Here is a 13,769-nt window from a genome sequence, read left to right on the forward strand (position 1 = left end):
GCCCATGCCCGCGACCACCCGGCAGGCCCGCGGCGCGGCCGCCGAGTCGGCGGTGCTGGAACGCGCCCGTCAGCAGGGCCTGCGCTGTCTGACCCGCAATTTTCGCCGCCCCGGCGGCGAACTCGACCTCGTCCTGGACGACGGCGAGACCGTTATCGTGGTGGAAGTGCGCCAGCGCAGTCGATCGGATTACGGGCGGGCGGTGGAAACCGTCACCGCCCGCAAACAGCAGCGGCTCATCCATGCCGCCCGCTGTCTGCTGCAGGCCCGCCCGGCACTGGCGGCGCGGCCGCTGCGGTTCGACGTGGTGGGCGTGGGCCCCGATGGCGCTCTCGAATGGATCGAGGACGCCTTTCAACTGGACTGACGAGCATGAGCACGACCCATCGGATCACCCAATTCTTCGAAGACAGCATCGCCGCCAAGCGCGATACGCTGACACGCACCCTGCCCCAGATCAGCGCCGCCGGCACCATGCTGGCCCACCAGCTGGCCGCCGGCCGCAAGATTCTTTCCTGCGGCAACGGCGGCTCGTCGGGCGACGCCCAGCATTTCTCCTCGGAATTGATCAACCGTTTCGAGCGGGAACGGCGGGCGCTGCCGGCGGTGGCGCTGACCACGGAAAGCTCGACGCTGACCGCAATCGCCAACGACTACAGCTACGAGCGGCTGTTCTCCCGGCAGGTCGAGGCCTTGGGCCAGCCCGGTGACGTGCTGCTGGCAATCAGCACCAGCGGCAACTCGCCCAACGTGGTAGCGGCCATCGACAGCGCCCACGCGGCGTCGATGCGGGTACTGGCGCTGACCGGCCGGGACGGGGGAGCGATGGCCACCCGGCTGGGCGCGGAGGACATGGAACTGCGCGCCGCCTCCGACGTCACCGCCCGCATCCAGGAAGTGCACCTGCTGTTCATCCACTGCCTGTGCGACACCATCGACGAAGCCCTGTTCGGGACGCCCTGAGTCCGACGGCTACTTGACCACCTTGAGGTGACTGCCGCGCGGCTTGCCGCCGGTGTCGCTGTCATCATCACCGCCGGTGTCGGGCGGTGGCGGTTCGGGCGGGTCCTCGGCCTCGCCGAAGAGCATGCCCTCGCCGTTCTCGCGAGCGTAGAGCGCCAGCACCGCGCCGGGGGGCACATTCACCTGGAACGGCCGGCCGGAAAAGCGGGCCGAGAAGTGAATCCAGTCGTTGCCCAGCTCGAGATTGCGCACCGCGGTGGGGCTGACGTTGATGGTGATCCGGCTGTCCTCGGTGACGAACTCCCCCGGCACCTCGACGCCGACAGCATCGGCCGCCACCAGCAGATGCGGCGTCAGGCCGTTGTCCAGCACCCAGTCATAGATGGCCCGGATCAGATAAGGGCGGCGGGAAGTCACATCGGCCATGGTAACGCGTGTCGTCGGGGGCCCGTCATCCCGCCCGCATGGCGGCTTCCTGCTCGGTCAGGCTGGCCCGGAAGGCAGCGCGCCCGAACAGGCGACGGGCGTATTCGCCTAGGCGCTTGCCCTGCTTGGGCGGCAGTTCCACGCCGTAATGGTCCAGCCGCCAGAGGATCGGCGCGAAGGTGCAGTCCACCAATGAGAACTCCTCGCCCATGAAGGGACGGGCGGAGAAATCGGCGGCCAGGGTGGTGAGAATCTCGCGCAGGCGGGTGCGGGCCTTGCGGACCTGCGCCGGGGTGCCGTGCAGATCGTCGATCAGACCGTACAGGTCCTGTTCCATGCGGAAGATGGCCAGACGGTAGCGGGCCCGCATCACCGGATCCACCGGCATCAGCGGCGGATGGGGGAAGCGCTCGTCGAGGTATTCCATGATGATGCGCGGGTCGTACATCACCAGATCACGGTCCACCAGCGTGGGCACCGTGTTGTAGGGATTGAGGTCGATCAGGTCTTCGCTGGTCTCGCCCGGCCGGACCTCGACCGTATCCAGGCTGTCGATCCCCTTTTCGGCGATCACCATCCGGATGCGATGACTGTGCGGACAGTCGGCGCCCGCGAACAGTGTCATCAGGGATCGCCGGCTGGCCGCGCTTACCATGAGCCGACCGCCTCAGACTTCATTGCCGATATCCAGCGATGGCGGATCAATGCACGTCACGCCAGAATTCACGCTTGAGCAACCATGCCAGAAGCGTGAAAACCGCCAGGAAGAGAATCACCTTGAACCCCATGCCGTAACGCACCATTTTTGCGGGCTCGCCGGCGTACACCAGAAAATTGGTGATGTCGGCAACCGCCTGTTCGTACTGGTCCTCGCTCATGCTGCCGGCCTGAACCAGTTCGAACTCGGGCGCGCCACCGTGGCCACCGCCTCCGTCGTCGTGAGCCGGCTCGGCCTGATAGCCCTGCAGGGGGGCCAGCACGTGGGGCATCGCGGTGTTCGAGAACACCACGTTGTTGACGCCGGTCGGCCGGCTGTCATCGATGTAATAGGTCCGCAGGAAGCTGTACAGCCAGTCCGCCCCGCGTGAACGCGCGACCAGCGTCAGATCCGGCGGCGCCTTGCCGAACCATGTCGACGACTTCTCGGGCAGCCCGGTGTGGATGCGCTCGTGATTCGGCACATCCGAGAAGATCAGGTTTTCCTGCACCATCTCCTCGGGAATGCCGAGATCATCGGTCATCCGCTGATAGCGCAGATACTGCAGCGAGTGGCAGCCCGAACAGTAGTTCATGAACAGGCCGGCGCCTCGCTGCAGCGAGGCTTCGTTGCCCAGGTCCGGGCTGAAATCGTAGGGCACCGCATGGCCACCGGCCGCCCACACACCCGGCGCCATCAGCGCTGCCGACAATATGAGTACCGCCCGCCGCATCATTGGGTCACCCTTTCCGGAACCGGCTTGGTCTTGTCGAGCCTGCTGTAGATGGGCATCAGCAGGAAGAATGCAAAGTACACAATGGTGCCGATCAGCGCCGCCGGACCACGCCAGCCGCCGGGCGGCTGGGTACCCAGATAGCCGAGCAGCAGGAACGACGCCACGAAGACCGCCAGGATCACCTTGAACAGCAAGCCCTTGTAGCGGATCGACTTGACCGGGCTGCGATCCAGCCACGGCAGGAAGAACAGGATGGCCACCGCGCCGAACATCAGGATCACGCCCCACAGTTTGGCCGGCACCCACAGCATGTCGAACGTGATCGCCCGCAGGATCGAGTAGAACGGCGTGAAATACCACACCGGCGCGATGTGATCCGGGGTGGCCAGCGGGTCGGCCGGCGTGAAGTTAGGCGGCTCCAGGAACAGGCCGCCGAACGTTGGCACGAAGAAGATCACGCCCGCGAACAGCATCAGGAACACCCCGACGCCGAACAGATCCTTGACCGTGTAGTACGGGTGGAAGGGGATACCGTCCTTGGGAATGCCGCGCTCATCCTTGTTCTTCTTGATATCCACGCCATCGGGGTTGTTCGACCCCACGTGGTGCAGCGCCATGATATGGGCGACCACCAGGCCCAGCAGCACGATCGGCAGCGCGACCACATGCAGAGCGAAGAAGCGGTTGAGGGTGGCGTCACCCAGGACGAAATCGCCCTTGACCCACGTCACCAGCGTATCGCCGATCACCGGAATGGCGCCGAACAGGGAAATGATCACCTGCGCGCCCCAGTAGGACATGTTGCCCCAGGGCAGCACGTAGCCCATGAAGGCTTCGGCCATCAGCACCAGGAAGATCAGGCAGCCGAATATCCAGATCAGCTCGCGCGGCTTCTGGTAGGAGCCGTAGAGCAGCGCCCGCATCATGTGCAGGTACACCACGATGAAGAAGAACGAGGCGCCGGTGGAGTGCATGTAGCGAATCAGCCAGCCCCACTCCACGTCGCGCATGATGTATTCCACCGACGCGAAGGCTTCCGCCGCCGACGGGGTGTAGAACATCGTCAGCCAGATGCCGGTGAGCAGCTGGTTGACCAGTACCAGCATCGCCAGCGAGCCGAAGTAGTACCAGAAGTTGAAATTCTTGGGCGCGTAGTACTCGGAGATGTGTTCGCGCCACAGTTGCGAGGCCGGGAAGCGCTCGTCGATCCAGGTCATCAGACTCATTACGCCGCCTCCGTCTCGCTGTCGGGATCTTCACCCACCACGATCACGCTGTCGTCGGCATAGCGATGGGGCGGCACCTGCATGTTCAGCGGCGCCGGCACACCCCGATAGACGCGTCCGGCAATGTCATAGGCCGAGCCGTGGCAGGCGCAGAAGAAGCCCGGATAGTCGAGCTGCCCCTGGGCGTTGTCCGGGCGATAGTCCGGCAGGCAGCCCAGATGCGTGCACAGCCCCACCATCACCAGATACTCCGGCTTGATCGAGCGCTGGGCGTTCTGGCAGTAGGACGGCTGCTGGGGCTTTTCACTGTCGGGATCGCGCAATTCGCCGGATACCGGCTCCAGCGATGCCAGCATCTCGTCGGTACGCCGAACGATCCACACCGGCTTGCCCCGCCACACCACGGTCAGCCGCGCGCCCGGTTCGAGTTCGCCGACATTCACTTCCACCGGCGCCCCCGCCGCCCGCGCTCGCGCGCTGGGCTGCCAGGAACTGATAAACGGAACGGCCACGAATGCGGCGCCCACACCACCAACGGCCGAGGTGGCAGTGGTCAAGAATCGGCGCTTGCCGACATCGACCCCCTCGTTGCTCATGAGACCTGTCCTCTGACGATACGCTCAAGGGATGCGGCTGCGAGGCGTAATACCGCGCGCCGATGACGGCACGAAACGGTCGGGATCGCCCACTGCTGCGGTGACTCAGTATACCACAGCGGTCAGCCGCGATCGGCGGCAGTAACCACCTCCAGCGCCCGGATCAGGGCGTCGATTTCCGCCGGCGTTCCCACCGTTGCCCGCAGACAATCCGCCACCCGCGGATGGCTGCCGTGAAGATTCTTGATCAGGACACCCTGCTCGCGCAGCGCCGCGTGCCAGGCCGGCGCGCGACCCGGCGGCACCCGCATCAGCAGAAAATTGGCCTGACTGGGAAACACCTCGACCCCGTCCAGGCCTGCCAGCGCCGACGCCAGGCGCGGCCGCTCCCTGCGGATCGCCTCGGCCTGCGCCTGAAACGCGGGATAGTGCGCGAGTGCCAGGGCCGCGGCGGCCTGGGTCAGGCTGTTCACGTTGTAGGGCAGTCGCAGAGGTTCCAGCGCCTCGATCCAGGCCGGGGCGCCGGCCAGCAACCCCAGCCGCAGCCCGGCCAGCCCGAGTTTGGACACCGTGCGCATGATCAGCAGCTGCGGGTAATCGTCCAGCCACGCGAGGCAGTCATCATCCGCGAACGGAAAATAGGCCTCGTCGATCACCATGGCGCCGGGCGCCGCCTCCACAACGCGGCGCAGCGCCGCGGCATCAAAGGCATTGCCGGTCGGATTGTTCGGCTGGGCCACGATCACCAGTGCCGGCTGCTCTCGCTCGATGGCCGAGACCATGGCATCGGCGTCCAGCGAAAAATCATCCGCCAGCGGCACCGACACGCAGCGCAGCCCCACGGTGCGCGCGATCAGGCCGAACATGGCGAAACCCGGCGCCGGGGTCACCAGACAAGCGTCGGGCGCAGCCACCGCCAGCATCAGTATCTGCAGGATTTCATCGGAGCCGTTGCCCAGCATCAGCGATGCCGACGCGGGAATGCCCATCGCCTGCCGCAGCGCCTGCTTGACCTCGCGCGCCGCGGCATCGGGGTAGCGATTGACCGGCAGGCCACTCAGCGCCTCGCCCCACTGCCCGGCCACCTCGGCCGGCAGATCGAAGGGGTTCTCCATCGCGTCGAGCTTGATCAGGCCGTCGGCCTCGGCCACCTGGTAGGCCTGCAGCCCGCGCAGTTCCGGGCGCAGCCAGTCGTCGGGCCGGCTCATCGCGCGTTGGTAAAAGGTAACCGGCGGCAACCCGGGCGGCGTGTTTCAGGCATCGCTGCCGCCCGCCCGGGCCTCGGCCGATTGCGCGTGGGCCTCCAGCCCTTCGCCGCGCGCCAGCGTCGCGGCAATCGGGGCCAGCCGGGCTGCACCGGCGGGCGAGGCCTGGATCACGGACAACCGCTTCTGGAAGTCATAAACCCCCAGCGGGGACGAGAAGCGGGCCGTGCGGCCGGTGGGCAGCACGTGGTTGGGCCCGGCGCAGTAGTCACCGAACGCTTCCGGCGAATAATGACCCATGAACACCGCGCCGGCATGGCGGATGTCGTCGATGATCACGTCCGGCCGGTCCAGCGCCAGCTCCAGATGCTCGGGCGCGATGCGGTTGCTCAGATCGACGGCCTCGTCCAGATCGCGGGTGTGGATCAGCGCACCGTGGGCGGCCAGCGACGCCCGGATGATCGCCGCCCGCGGCTGCTCGTCCAGCCGTCGTTCAACCGCGGCGGCCACCGCATCCAGGTAATCGGCATCCGGGCTGATCACGATCGCCCGGGCCTCCTCGTCATGCTCGGCCTGGGCAAACATGTCGAGCGCCGCCCATTCGGGATTGCCGCTGCCATCGGCAAGAATCAGCACTTCCGAGGGGCCGGCGATCATGTCGATGCCGACCTGACCGAAGACTTCCCGCTTGGCCGCAGCCACATAGGCATTGCCGGGGCCGACGATCTTGTCCACCGCCGGCACCGTCTCGGTACCGTAGGCAAGCGCGGCCACCGCCTGGGCGCCGCCGATCGTAAACATGCGATCCACCCCCGCCAGCGCCGCCGCGGCCAGAACCAGCGGATTGGTTTCGCCCGCCCGCTGGGGCGATACCAGAATGATTTCCCCCACGCCTGCCACCTGCGCCGGGATCGCGTTCATCAGCACGGTCGAGGGGTAGGCTGCCTTGCCGCCCGGGGCGTAGACGCCCACCCGTTCCAGCGGCCGTACCAGCTGACCCAGGGTGTTGCCGTCGTCGTCCTCGAACTGCCAGGCGTCGATGCGCTGGCACTCGGCGTAATCGCGCAGGCGGTCGGCGGCGTGGCGCAGCGCGTCGCGCTCCCGCCCGGGGATGTCCAGCAGCGCCTGCTCGAGTCGCTCGCGGCTGATTTCCAGCCCGGCCACCGAGTCGGCCTGCACGCCGTCGAGCTCGCGGCTGTAAGCCAGCAACGCGGCATCGCCACGGGTGCGGACCTCGTGGATGATCCGTCCCACCCGGTCGGCCACTTCGGTCTCGCGTTCGTCCTCGCGCCGGATGAACGCGGTGAACTCGGCGTCGAAACCGGGCTGCGAGCTAGCCAGCCGCCGCATCACCGCCTCCGGTGGCTGTGGCGAACGTCGCCAGCAGGCGCTGGATCGCCGCGTGCTTCATCTTCATGGATGCCTTGTTCACTACCAGTCGCGAACTGATGGTGTCGATCTCGGTGAAGGCCTCAAGCCCGTTGGCGCGCAGCGTGTTGCCGGTGTCCACCAGGTCCACGATGACATCGGCCAGACCCACGATCGGCGCCAGCTCCATCGAGCCGTAGAGCTTGATGATCTCCACCTGACGCCCCACCCGGGCGAAGTGCGCGCGGGCGGTTTCCACGTACTTGGTCGCCACCCGCAGCGGGCGCGAAGCCGGCCCGTCCAGGGCTCCGGGCAGGCCGGCCACCATCATCCGGCAGCGGGCGATGCCCAGATCGAGCGGCTCGTACAGGTCACGGCCGCCGTGCTCGACCAGCACGTCCTTGCCGGCCACGCCGACGTCCGCGGCCCCGTAGGCAACAAAGGTCGGCACGTCCGAGGCCCGGATCACCAGCAGCCGCAGCCCGGGATCGTTGGTGGCGAAGACCAGCTTGCGGCTGGTCAGCGGGTCTTCCTCAGGCGTCACGCCGGCGGCGGACAACATGGGCAGCGTGTCCTCCAGAATCCGCCCCTTGGAAAGCGCCAGCGTCAGGCCGCTCACGAGACCGCCTCCATGGGCGCGCGGTCCGGCAGCCGCTGAATGCGGGCGCCGAGCTGGGCCAGCTTCTCCTCGATGCATTCGTACCCACGATCGATGTGATAGATGCGCCGGACCTCGGTGGCGCCATCCGCCACCAGTCCGGCCAGCACCAGCGAGGCCGAGGCCCGCAGGTCGGTGGCCATCACCGGCGCGCCGGTCAGTTCGGCCTGGCCACGCACGATCACGGTGTTGCCTTCCTGGCGGATGTCCGCACCCATGCGCTGGAGTTCCGACACGTGCATGAAACGGTTCTCGAACACGGTTTCGGTAATCGTGCCCACGCCCTCGGCCACCGCGTTGAGGGTGCAGAACTGGGCCTGCATATCGGTCGGGAAGCCCGGGTATGGCGATGTCCGCAGGTTCACCGACCGGGGGCGCCGGCCCTCCATGTCCACCGCCACCCAGTCCGGTCCGGTGGTAATGCGGCCGCCGGCCTCTTCCAGTTTGAGTGTGATCGCCTCGACCAGGGCCGGATCGGTGTTGTTCACCCGCACCCGGCCGCGGGTGGCCGCGCCGGCCACCAGGAAGGTACCGGTCTCGATGCGATCCGGCAGTACCCGGTAGCGGGCACCGTGCAGCGCGCGCACCCCTTCAATGGTGATCACCGACGAGCCGGCCCCGGACACGCGCGCGCCCATGGCGTTGAGGCAGTCGGCCAGATCCACCACTTCCGGCTCGCGGGCGGCGTTTTCCAGCACCGTGGTGCCCTCGGCGAGCGTGGCCGCCATCATCAGATTCTCGGTGCCGGTCACGGTCACCGTGTCCATCGCGATGCGCGCGCCCTTCAACCGGCCGGCCCGGGCGCGGATGTAGCCGGCCTCGACCGTAATCTCGGCCCCCATCGCGGTAAGCCCGCGCAGGTGGATGTCCACCGGCCGCGCGCCGATGGCACAGCCGCCCGGCAGGGAGACCTCCGCTTCGCCGTGGCGGGCCAGCAGCGGGCCGAGCACCAGGATCGAGGCGCGCATGGTCTTGACCAGCTCGTAGGGTGCGACCTTCGAGGTAATAGTGGAGGCATCGGCTTCCACCACCATATGGTCGCCGATGGTCACGCTCACCCCCATCTGCGCCAGCAGCATGTTGGTGGTGGTCACGTCCTCCAGATGCGGCACGTTTTCCACGATCAGCGGCTCGTCGATCAGCAGTGCGGCCGACATGATGGGTAGCGTGGCGTTTTTCGCCCCGGAAGCGCGAACCTCACCCTCGAGCGGCCGCCCGCCAGCTATGCGCAGCAGGTCCATCAATCAAATGCCCTCTGTTTCATTCCCCGCGACCCGCGGAACGGCGGTCACTGGCCGCCGGCCTGATCCGGGGTCAGAGTGCTCAGCGACAGGGCGTGGATTTCCCCGCCCATGCGCTCGCCGAGGGTGGCGTAGACCATCCGGTGCTGCGCCAGCTTGCCCTGCCCGGCAAAGCTGGGCGACACCACCCGGGCGGCGAAGTGGGTGCCATCGTCGCCCACCACTTCCACCGTGGCGTCGGGCAGACCGGCTTCGATCAGCGACTTGATTTGCTCGGGTGTCACCATGCGCGAAAGGCCTGATTCCGGGGCTGGAACGTCGATTATTGCGGGCGGCGAAGTTTATCACGCCCGTCAGGGGACTCTCTGATCCATTCCTCGCCGGCGTCAGCTGCGGATGCGCGTCCCCCGCGCCAGCATGACGATGGCTAGCCCCGACACCGCCACGAAGAACACCGACACCACCCCCAGCGTCTGCCAGGGGCCGACGTCGCCGACGCCGAAAAAGCCGTAACGGAAGCCGTCGATCATGTAGAAGAACGGGTTGTAGTGCGATGCCGCACGCCAGAAATCCGGCAGCGAGTGAATCGAATAGAACACCCCGGACAGGAATGACAGCGGCATGATGAAGAAATTCTGGAACGCCGCCAGATGCTCGAACTTGTCGGCCAGAATGCCGGCAATCAGCCCCAGCACTGCCAGTGTGCCGCCGGCCAGGAACAGCATCGCCAGCACCATCATGGGATGCGCCAGGGGCGTGCGCACGAAGAACTGGGCCATCAGGAACAGGCCGCCCGCCACCAGCGTCGCCCGCACCAGCGCGGCGCCGATATAGGCCATGTAGAGCTCGAATGCCGACAACGGCGTCATTAGCACGAACACCAGGTTGCCCATCACCTTGGACTGGGTGATGGATGACGAGGTGTTGGCGAAGGCATTCTGGATGATGCTCATCATGATCAGGCCGGGAATCAGGAACGCGGTATAGGCCACGCCGTCATAAACCTGCACCCGATCCTCGAGCACCTGCCGGAATACCAGCAGATAGAGCATGGCGGTGATGACCGGCGCGGCCACGGTCTGGCCGATCACGCTCCGGAAGCGGCGGATTTCCTTCTTGAACAGCGTGTAGCAGCCAAACCAGTTCATGCCGGCATCCCCTGGTCTGCCGTGAGCTCGACGAAGATATCCTCCAGCGAAGGTTCGCGGGTGCGTACGTCCTGCACCCGGAAACCGGCGGCGCGGATCGATTCGATCACGTCGGAGATGTTGTGGCGCCCCTGTTCCAGCCGCAGTTCGATCTCCTTGCCGTTGATATTCTCGGCCAGCGCCCGGACGTCGTCGGGCAGCCGCCCGCGGCCTTCCAGGCGCAGCTTGAGAAAGCGGAACGGATGCCGGTCCAGCAGCGCCCGTTTGTCCTCCAGCACCCGCAGTTCCCCGTGATTCAGGATGGCAATGCGGTCGCACAACTCTTCGGCTTCCTCGAGGTAGTGCGTGGTCAGCACGATGGTGTGGCCGTCCTCGTACAGCCGGCGGGTGAACCGCCAGAGGGTCCGCCGCAGCTCCACGTCCACCCCGGCCGTGGGCTCGTCGAGAATCACCACGTCGGGTTTGTGCACCAGCGCCTGGGCGATCAGCACCCGGCGCTTCATGCCACCGGACAGCTGGCGCATGCTGGCATCACGCTTGTCGTCCAGCTCCAGCGCCTCGAGCAGTTCGTCGATCCACGGCCAGTAGTCCCGGCCGCAGCCGTAATAGCCGGCCTGCAGGCGTAGCAGGTCCTCCACCGGGAAGAACGGGTCGTAGACCAGTTCCTGGGGCACCACCCCTAGGCTACGGCGGGCCGCACGGTAATCGCTGACCACGTCATGGCCGAGCACCGCGATGTTGCCGCTGGTGGCGCGACACAGGCCCGCGATGATGCTGATCAGGGTGGACTTGCCGGCGCCGTTCGGGCCCAGCAGGCCGAAGAATTCCCCTCGCTGGATGTCGAACGACACACCTTTCAGCGCCTCGAAATCGCCGAATCGCTTGTAGATGTCGCGGATGGAAACGGCGGGCTGGGTCATGCGATTGGCGCGGCTCGGACAGACGCAACAGTATACGCCCCGGGGTCAAGCGTCCGCAGCCGCAAGGATTGCCGGTAGCCCTGCGTTATCATCCGCGTTTTCGCGCCGAGCGCCAAGGATCCTTCCCGAATGATGCTGGCCGATTTCCTGGCCGTTGCCGGCGGCCTGGTCGTTCTCGCCCTGTCCGCCGATCGCTTCATCAATGCGGCCGCCACCACGGCGCGCCTGCTGGGCGTTCCCCCGCTGCTGGTCGGCCTGACGGTGGTGGGGTTCGGCACCTCGGCGCCGGAAATGGTGGTGTCGGTGATCGCGTCGATCCAGGGGCGCGAGGGCATTGCCATCGGCAACGTGATCGGCTCCAACGTGGCCAACATGACGCTGGTGCTGGGCAGCGCGGCGGTGATCACGCCGCTGGTGGTACAGCCCATGCTGGTGCGGCGCGAAATGCCGCTGGTGATCGGCATCAGCGTACTGACGGTGGGACTGGCGCTGGACAACCAGCTCTCGGCCATCGACGGCATCATCCTGCTGATCGGGCTGGCGGGCTTCCTCGGCTTTCTGGTGATGCTGGGCCGGCGCGGCGAATCCGATCCGCTGGCCCCGGACCTGGCATCCGACCCTGCGGAAAGCATGTCCCCACGCGCGGCCGTGCTGTGGCTGCTGCTCGGGCTGGCGCTGCTGCCGGCCAGTTCCCAGGCACTGGTATGGGGTGCGGGCAACATCGCCGCCGCCATCGGGGTCAGCGAACTGGTGATCGGATTGACCGTCGTGGCAGTGGGCACCTCGCTGCCCGAGCTGGCCACTGCCATCTCCGCGGTGCGCCAGAAGCAGCCGGACCTGGTGATCGGCAACGTGCTGGGCTCCAATCTGTTCAACATTCTCGCGGTCCTGCCCTTCCCCGCGCTGCTGGCGCCCGGGTTCATTCCGGCCGGCGCGCTGGTGCGGGACATGCCCGCCATGCTGGCCGCGATCCTGGCCGTATATCTGTTATCCCGCTTCGGCGCGAACCGCATCGGCCGCGGCGGCGGGCTGCTGTTGCTGGGCGGCTTCGTGGGCTACGGGGTGCTGCTGTTCATGCAGCGTTTCCAATGAGCGCGGTGGCGCTGGATAATGAGGCCATGAGGAACAGCGAACAGCTCATTGCCATGGGGCGCCGGGTGATCGACATCGAAGCCGATGCCGTCACCGCGCTGCGCGAGCGTATCGACGAGCACTTCGCCGCCGCCTGCCGGCTGTTCTACGAATGCCGCGGCCGCGTGATCGTGACCGGCATGGGCAAATCCGGCCACATCGGCGGCAAGATCGCCGCCACCCTGGCCTCCACTGGCACCCCCGCCTTCTTCGTGCATCCCGGCGAGGCCAGCCACGGCGACCTGGGCATGGTCACCGGCACCGACGTGGTGCTGGCCCTGTCGAACTCCGGGGAAACCGCCGAGATCCTGACCATCCTGCCGCTGATCAAGCGCCTCGGCGTGCCGCTGGTGGCGATGACCGGCAAGGCCGATTCCACGCTGGCCGTGCGCGCGGATGTGCACATCAACGTGGCAGTGGCACTCGAGGCCTGCCCCCTGGACCTGGCCCCGAGTTCGTCCACCACCGCAGCGCTGGCCATGGGCGATGCGCTGGCCATCGCCCTGCTCGAGGCGCGCGAGTTCACCGCCGAGGATTTCGCGCGCTCGCATCCCGGCGGGTCGCTGGGCAAGCGACTGCTGGTGCGGCTGGCGGATGTGATGCACCAGGGCGCCGATGTGCCGGCCGTTACCGACACCACGCCCCTGCGCGAGGCCCTGCTGGAAATGACCCGCAAGCGCCTGGGCATGACTGCGGTGACCGACGCCGATGGCCGGCTGGCCGGCCTGTTCACCGACGGCGATCTGCGCCGGGCGCTGGACGCCGACGTCGACGTGCGCACCACGCCCATCCGCGCGGTGATGACACCGGACCCGCGCACCGCCCCGGCCGACATGCTGGCCGCCGAGGCCCTGCGGATGATGGAAACCGAACAGATCAACGGCCTGCTGGTCGTGGATGACGAGCGGCGCCCGATCGGGGCGCTGAACATGCGCGACCTGCTACTGGCGAGGGTGTTATGAGCGATTGGCAGACCCGGGCGGCTGCGGTGGAACTGGCCGTATTCGATGTCGACGGCGTACTCACCGACGGCCGCCTGTGGCTGGGGCCCGACGGCATGGAGCTCAAGACCATGCATGTGCGCGACGGGCTGGGCCTGAAACGCCTGCAGGCGGCCGGGATTACCCCGGCGGTGATCAGCGGCCGGCCCTCGCGGGCGGTGGAAGACCGCCTGCTGGACCTGGGCCTGCAGTACATCACCCTCGATTGCGACGACAAGCTCGCCGCCTTCCAGGGCCTGCTCGAGGAACGCGGTATCGACGCCGCCCGGGCCGCGGTGATGGGCGACGACCTGCCCGACCTGCCGCTGATGGAACAGGCCGGCGTGGCGCTGGCGGTGGCCGACGCCGTACCCGAGGTACGCGCCGCGGCCGACTGGATCAGCCGCGCGGCCGGCGGCCACGGCGCCGTCCGCGAAGCCTGCGACCTGCTTGTCGCGGCCCGCGAAGGCTAGC

Annotated in this window: 17 protein-coding genes; 5 read left to right on the forward strand and 12 right to left on the reverse strand. The window is 67.2% G+C overall.

Annotated features, from left to right (window positions below):
* Nucleotides 1-4: 4 nt before the first annotated feature.
* Nucleotides 5-367, forward strand: coding sequence for a YraN family protein (locus RM531_RS06370; RefSeq protein ID WP_311658136.1), 363 nt, complete (start codon nt 5-7; stop codon nt 365-367).
* A gap of 5 nt (nt 368-372) precedes the next feature.
* Complete coding sequence (locus tag RM531_RS06375; protein ID WP_311658137.1) at nt 373-963, forward strand: phosphoheptose isomerase; 591 nt, start codon at nt 373-375, stop codon at nt 961-963.
* 9 nt (nt 964-972) lie between these two features.
* Here RM531_RS06375 and RM531_RS06380 read toward each other — a convergent pair whose 3' ends face one another.
* The 12 genes from RM531_RS06380 to RM531_RS06435 all read right to left on the reverse strand — a co-directional run bounded on the left by RM531_RS06380 (nt 973) and on the right by RM531_RS06435 (nt 11,184).
* Nucleotides 973-1,380 (reverse strand): ClpXP protease specificity-enhancing factor, encoded by a 408-nt coding sequence (locus RM531_RS06380; RefSeq protein WP_349255406.1) that lies wholly within the window; start codon nt 1,378-1,380, stop codon nt 973-975.
* A gap of 34 nt (nt 1,381-1,414) precedes the next feature.
* Nucleotides 1,415-2,044 carry a glutathione S-transferase N-terminal domain-containing protein gene (locus tag RM531_RS06385; RefSeq protein ID WP_349255400.1) on the reverse strand — a complete coding sequence of 210 codons (630 nt, stop codon included), beginning with the start codon at nt 2,042-2,044 and terminating at the stop codon, nt 1,415-1,417.
* 46 nt (nt 2,045-2,090) lie between these two features.
* On the reverse strand, nt 2,091-2,819 hold the full coding sequence (locus tag RM531_RS06390; protein ID WP_349255407.1) for a cytochrome c1: 729 nt from the start codon (nt 2,817-2,819) through the stop codon (nt 2,091-2,093).
* Nucleotides 2,819-4,048, reverse strand: coding sequence for a cytochrome b (locus RM531_RS06395; RefSeq protein ID WP_311658141.1), 1,230 nt, complete (start codon nt 4,046-4,048; stop codon nt 2,819-2,821). The genes RM531_RS06390 and RM531_RS06395 overlap by 1 nt, the downstream gene beginning before the upstream one ends.
* Nucleotides 4,048-4,644 (reverse strand): ubiquinol-cytochrome c reductase iron-sulfur subunit, encoded by a 597-nt coding sequence (petA, locus tag RM531_RS06400; protein ID WP_311658142.1) that lies wholly within the window; start codon nt 4,642-4,644, stop codon nt 4,048-4,050. Before petA ends, RM531_RS06395 begins: the two co-directional genes overlap by 1 nt.
* Nucleotides 4,645-4,766: 122 nt before the next feature.
* On the reverse strand, nt 4,767-5,852 hold the full coding sequence (hisC, locus tag RM531_RS06405) for a histidinol-phosphate transaminase (RefSeq protein WP_311658143.1): 1,086 nt from the start codon (nt 5,850-5,852) through the stop codon (nt 4,767-4,769).
* 45 nt (nt 5,853-5,897) lie between these two features.
* Nucleotides 5,898-7,199 carry a histidinol dehydrogenase gene (gene hisD, locus RM531_RS06410; RefSeq protein WP_311658144.1) on the reverse strand — a complete coding sequence of 434 codons (1,302 nt, stop codon included), beginning with the start codon at nt 7,197-7,199 and terminating at the stop codon, nt 5,898-5,900.
* The gene (hisG, locus tag RM531_RS06415; protein ID WP_349255401.1) at nt 7,183-7,836 is read right to left on the reverse strand and encodes an ATP phosphoribosyltransferase; all 654 of its coding nucleotides are present in this window, start codon (nt 7,834-7,836) and stop codon (nt 7,183-7,185) included. The genes hisD and hisG overlap by 17 nt, the downstream gene beginning before the upstream one ends.
* Entirely contained in the window at nt 7,833-9,116 is a 1,284-nt protein-coding gene (murA, locus tag RM531_RS06420; RefSeq protein ID WP_311658145.1) for a UDP-N-acetylglucosamine 1-carboxyvinyltransferase, read from the reverse strand. The genes hisG and murA overlap by 4 nt, the downstream gene beginning before the upstream one ends.
* 47 nt (nt 9,117-9,163) lie before the next feature.
* A complete protein-coding gene (locus tag RM531_RS06425; RefSeq protein ID WP_311658146.1) occupies nt 9,164-9,403 on the reverse strand; it encodes a BolA family protein in 240 nt (79 codons plus the stop codon).
* A gap of 99 nt (nt 9,404-9,502) precedes the next feature.
* Entirely contained in the window at nt 9,503-10,264 is a 762-nt protein-coding gene (locus tag RM531_RS06430) for an ABC transporter permease (RefSeq protein ID WP_311658147.1), read from the reverse strand.
* Nucleotides 10,261-11,184 (reverse strand): ABC transporter ATP-binding protein, encoded by a 924-nt coding sequence (locus tag RM531_RS06435; protein ID WP_311658148.1) that lies wholly within the window; start codon nt 11,182-11,184, stop codon nt 10,261-10,263. Before RM531_RS06435 ends, RM531_RS06430 begins: the two co-directional genes overlap by 4 nt.
* A gap of 129 nt (nt 11,185-11,313) precedes the next feature.
* On the opposite strand from RM531_RS06435, the gene RM531_RS06440 reads away from it, so the two are divergent.
* Genes RM531_RS06440 through RM531_RS06450 form a run of 3 tightly spaced genes read left to right on the forward strand, consistent with a single transcriptional unit; the run spans nt 11,314 to nt 13,768 of the window.
* The gene (locus tag RM531_RS06440) at nt 11,314-12,276 is read left to right on the forward strand and encodes a calcium/sodium antiporter (protein WP_311658150.1); all 963 of its coding nucleotides are present in this window, start codon (nt 11,314-11,316) and stop codon (nt 12,274-12,276) included.
* A gap of 26 nt (nt 12,277-12,302) precedes the next feature.
* A complete protein-coding gene (locus RM531_RS06445) occupies nt 12,303-13,277 on the forward strand; it encodes a KpsF/GutQ family sugar-phosphate isomerase (protein ID WP_311658152.1) in 975 nt (324 codons plus the stop codon).
* Nucleotides 13,274-13,768, forward strand: a complete 495-nt coding sequence (locus tag RM531_RS06450) for a KdsC family phosphatase (RefSeq protein WP_311658155.1) — start codon at nt 13,274-13,276, stop codon at nt 13,766-13,768. The genes RM531_RS06445 and RM531_RS06450 overlap by 4 nt, the downstream gene beginning before the upstream one ends.
* Nucleotide 13,769: the final 1 nt, after the last annotated feature.

The sequence above is a fragment of the Spectribacter acetivorans genome, assembly GCF_031846305.1.
Taxonomy (GTDB): domain Bacteria; phylum Pseudomonadota; class Gammaproteobacteria; order Nevskiales; family Salinisphaeraceae; genus Spectribacter; species Spectribacter acetivorans.

What these genes read in the sequence shown, in the direction of transcription:
- petA (WP_311658142.1), bottom strand. Translation starts at nt 4,644, where the DNA reads ATGAGCAACGAGGGGGTCGATGTCGGCAAGCGCCGATTCTTGACCACT.
- RM531_RS06370 (WP_311658136.1), top strand. Translation starts at nt 5, where the DNA reads ATGCCCGCGACCACCCGGCAGGCCCGCGGCGCGGCCGCCGAGTCGGCG.
- RM531_RS06425 (WP_311658146.1), bottom strand. Translation starts at nt 9,403, where the DNA reads ATGGTGACACCCGAGCAAATCAAGTCGCTGATCGAAGCCGGTCTGCCC.
- RM531_RS06385 (WP_349255400.1), bottom strand. Translation starts at nt 2,044, where the DNA reads ATGGTAAGCGCGGCCAGCCGGCGATCCCTGATGACACTGTTCGCGGGC.
- RM531_RS06440 (WP_311658150.1), top strand. Translation starts at nt 11,314, where the DNA reads ATGATGCTGGCCGATTTCCTGGCCGTTGCCGGCGGCCTGGTCGTTCTC.
- RM531_RS06395 (WP_311658141.1), bottom strand. Translation starts at nt 4,048, where the DNA reads ATGAGTCTGATGACCTGGATCGACGAGCGCTTCCCGGCCTCGCAACTG.
- RM531_RS06430 (WP_311658147.1), bottom strand. Translation starts at nt 10,264, where the DNA reads ATGAACTGGTTTGGCTGCTACACGCTGTTCAAGAAGGAAATCCGCCGC.
- RM531_RS06375 (WP_311658137.1), top strand. Translation starts at nt 373, where the DNA reads ATGAGCACGACCCATCGGATCACCCAATTCTTCGAAGACAGCATCGCC.
- RM531_RS06445 (WP_311658152.1), top strand. Translation starts at nt 12,303, where the DNA reads ATGAGGAACAGCGAACAGCTCATTGCCATGGGGCGCCGGGTGATCGAC.
- murA (WP_311658145.1), bottom strand. Translation starts at nt 9,116, where the DNA reads ATGGACCTGCTGCGCATAGCTGGCGGGCGGCCGCTCGAGGGTGAGGTT.
- RM531_RS06390 (WP_349255407.1), bottom strand. Translation starts at nt 2,819, where the DNA reads ATGCGGCGGGCGGTACTCATATTGTCGGCAGCGCTGATGGCGCCGGGT.
- hisC (WP_311658143.1), bottom strand. Translation starts at nt 5,852, where the DNA reads ATGAGCCGGCCCGACGACTGGCTGCGCCCGGAACTGCGCGGGCTGCAG.
- RM531_RS06435 (WP_311658148.1), bottom strand. Translation starts at nt 11,184, where the DNA reads ATGACCCAGCCCGCCGTTTCCATCCGCGACATCTACAAGCGATTCGGC.
- RM531_RS06450 (WP_311658155.1), top strand. Translation starts at nt 13,274, where the DNA reads ATGAGCGATTGGCAGACCCGGGCGGCTGCGGTGGAACTGGCCGTATTC.
- hisD (WP_311658144.1), bottom strand. Translation starts at nt 7,199, where the DNA reads ATGCGGCGGCTGGCTAGCTCGCAGCCCGGTTTCGACGCCGAGTTCACC.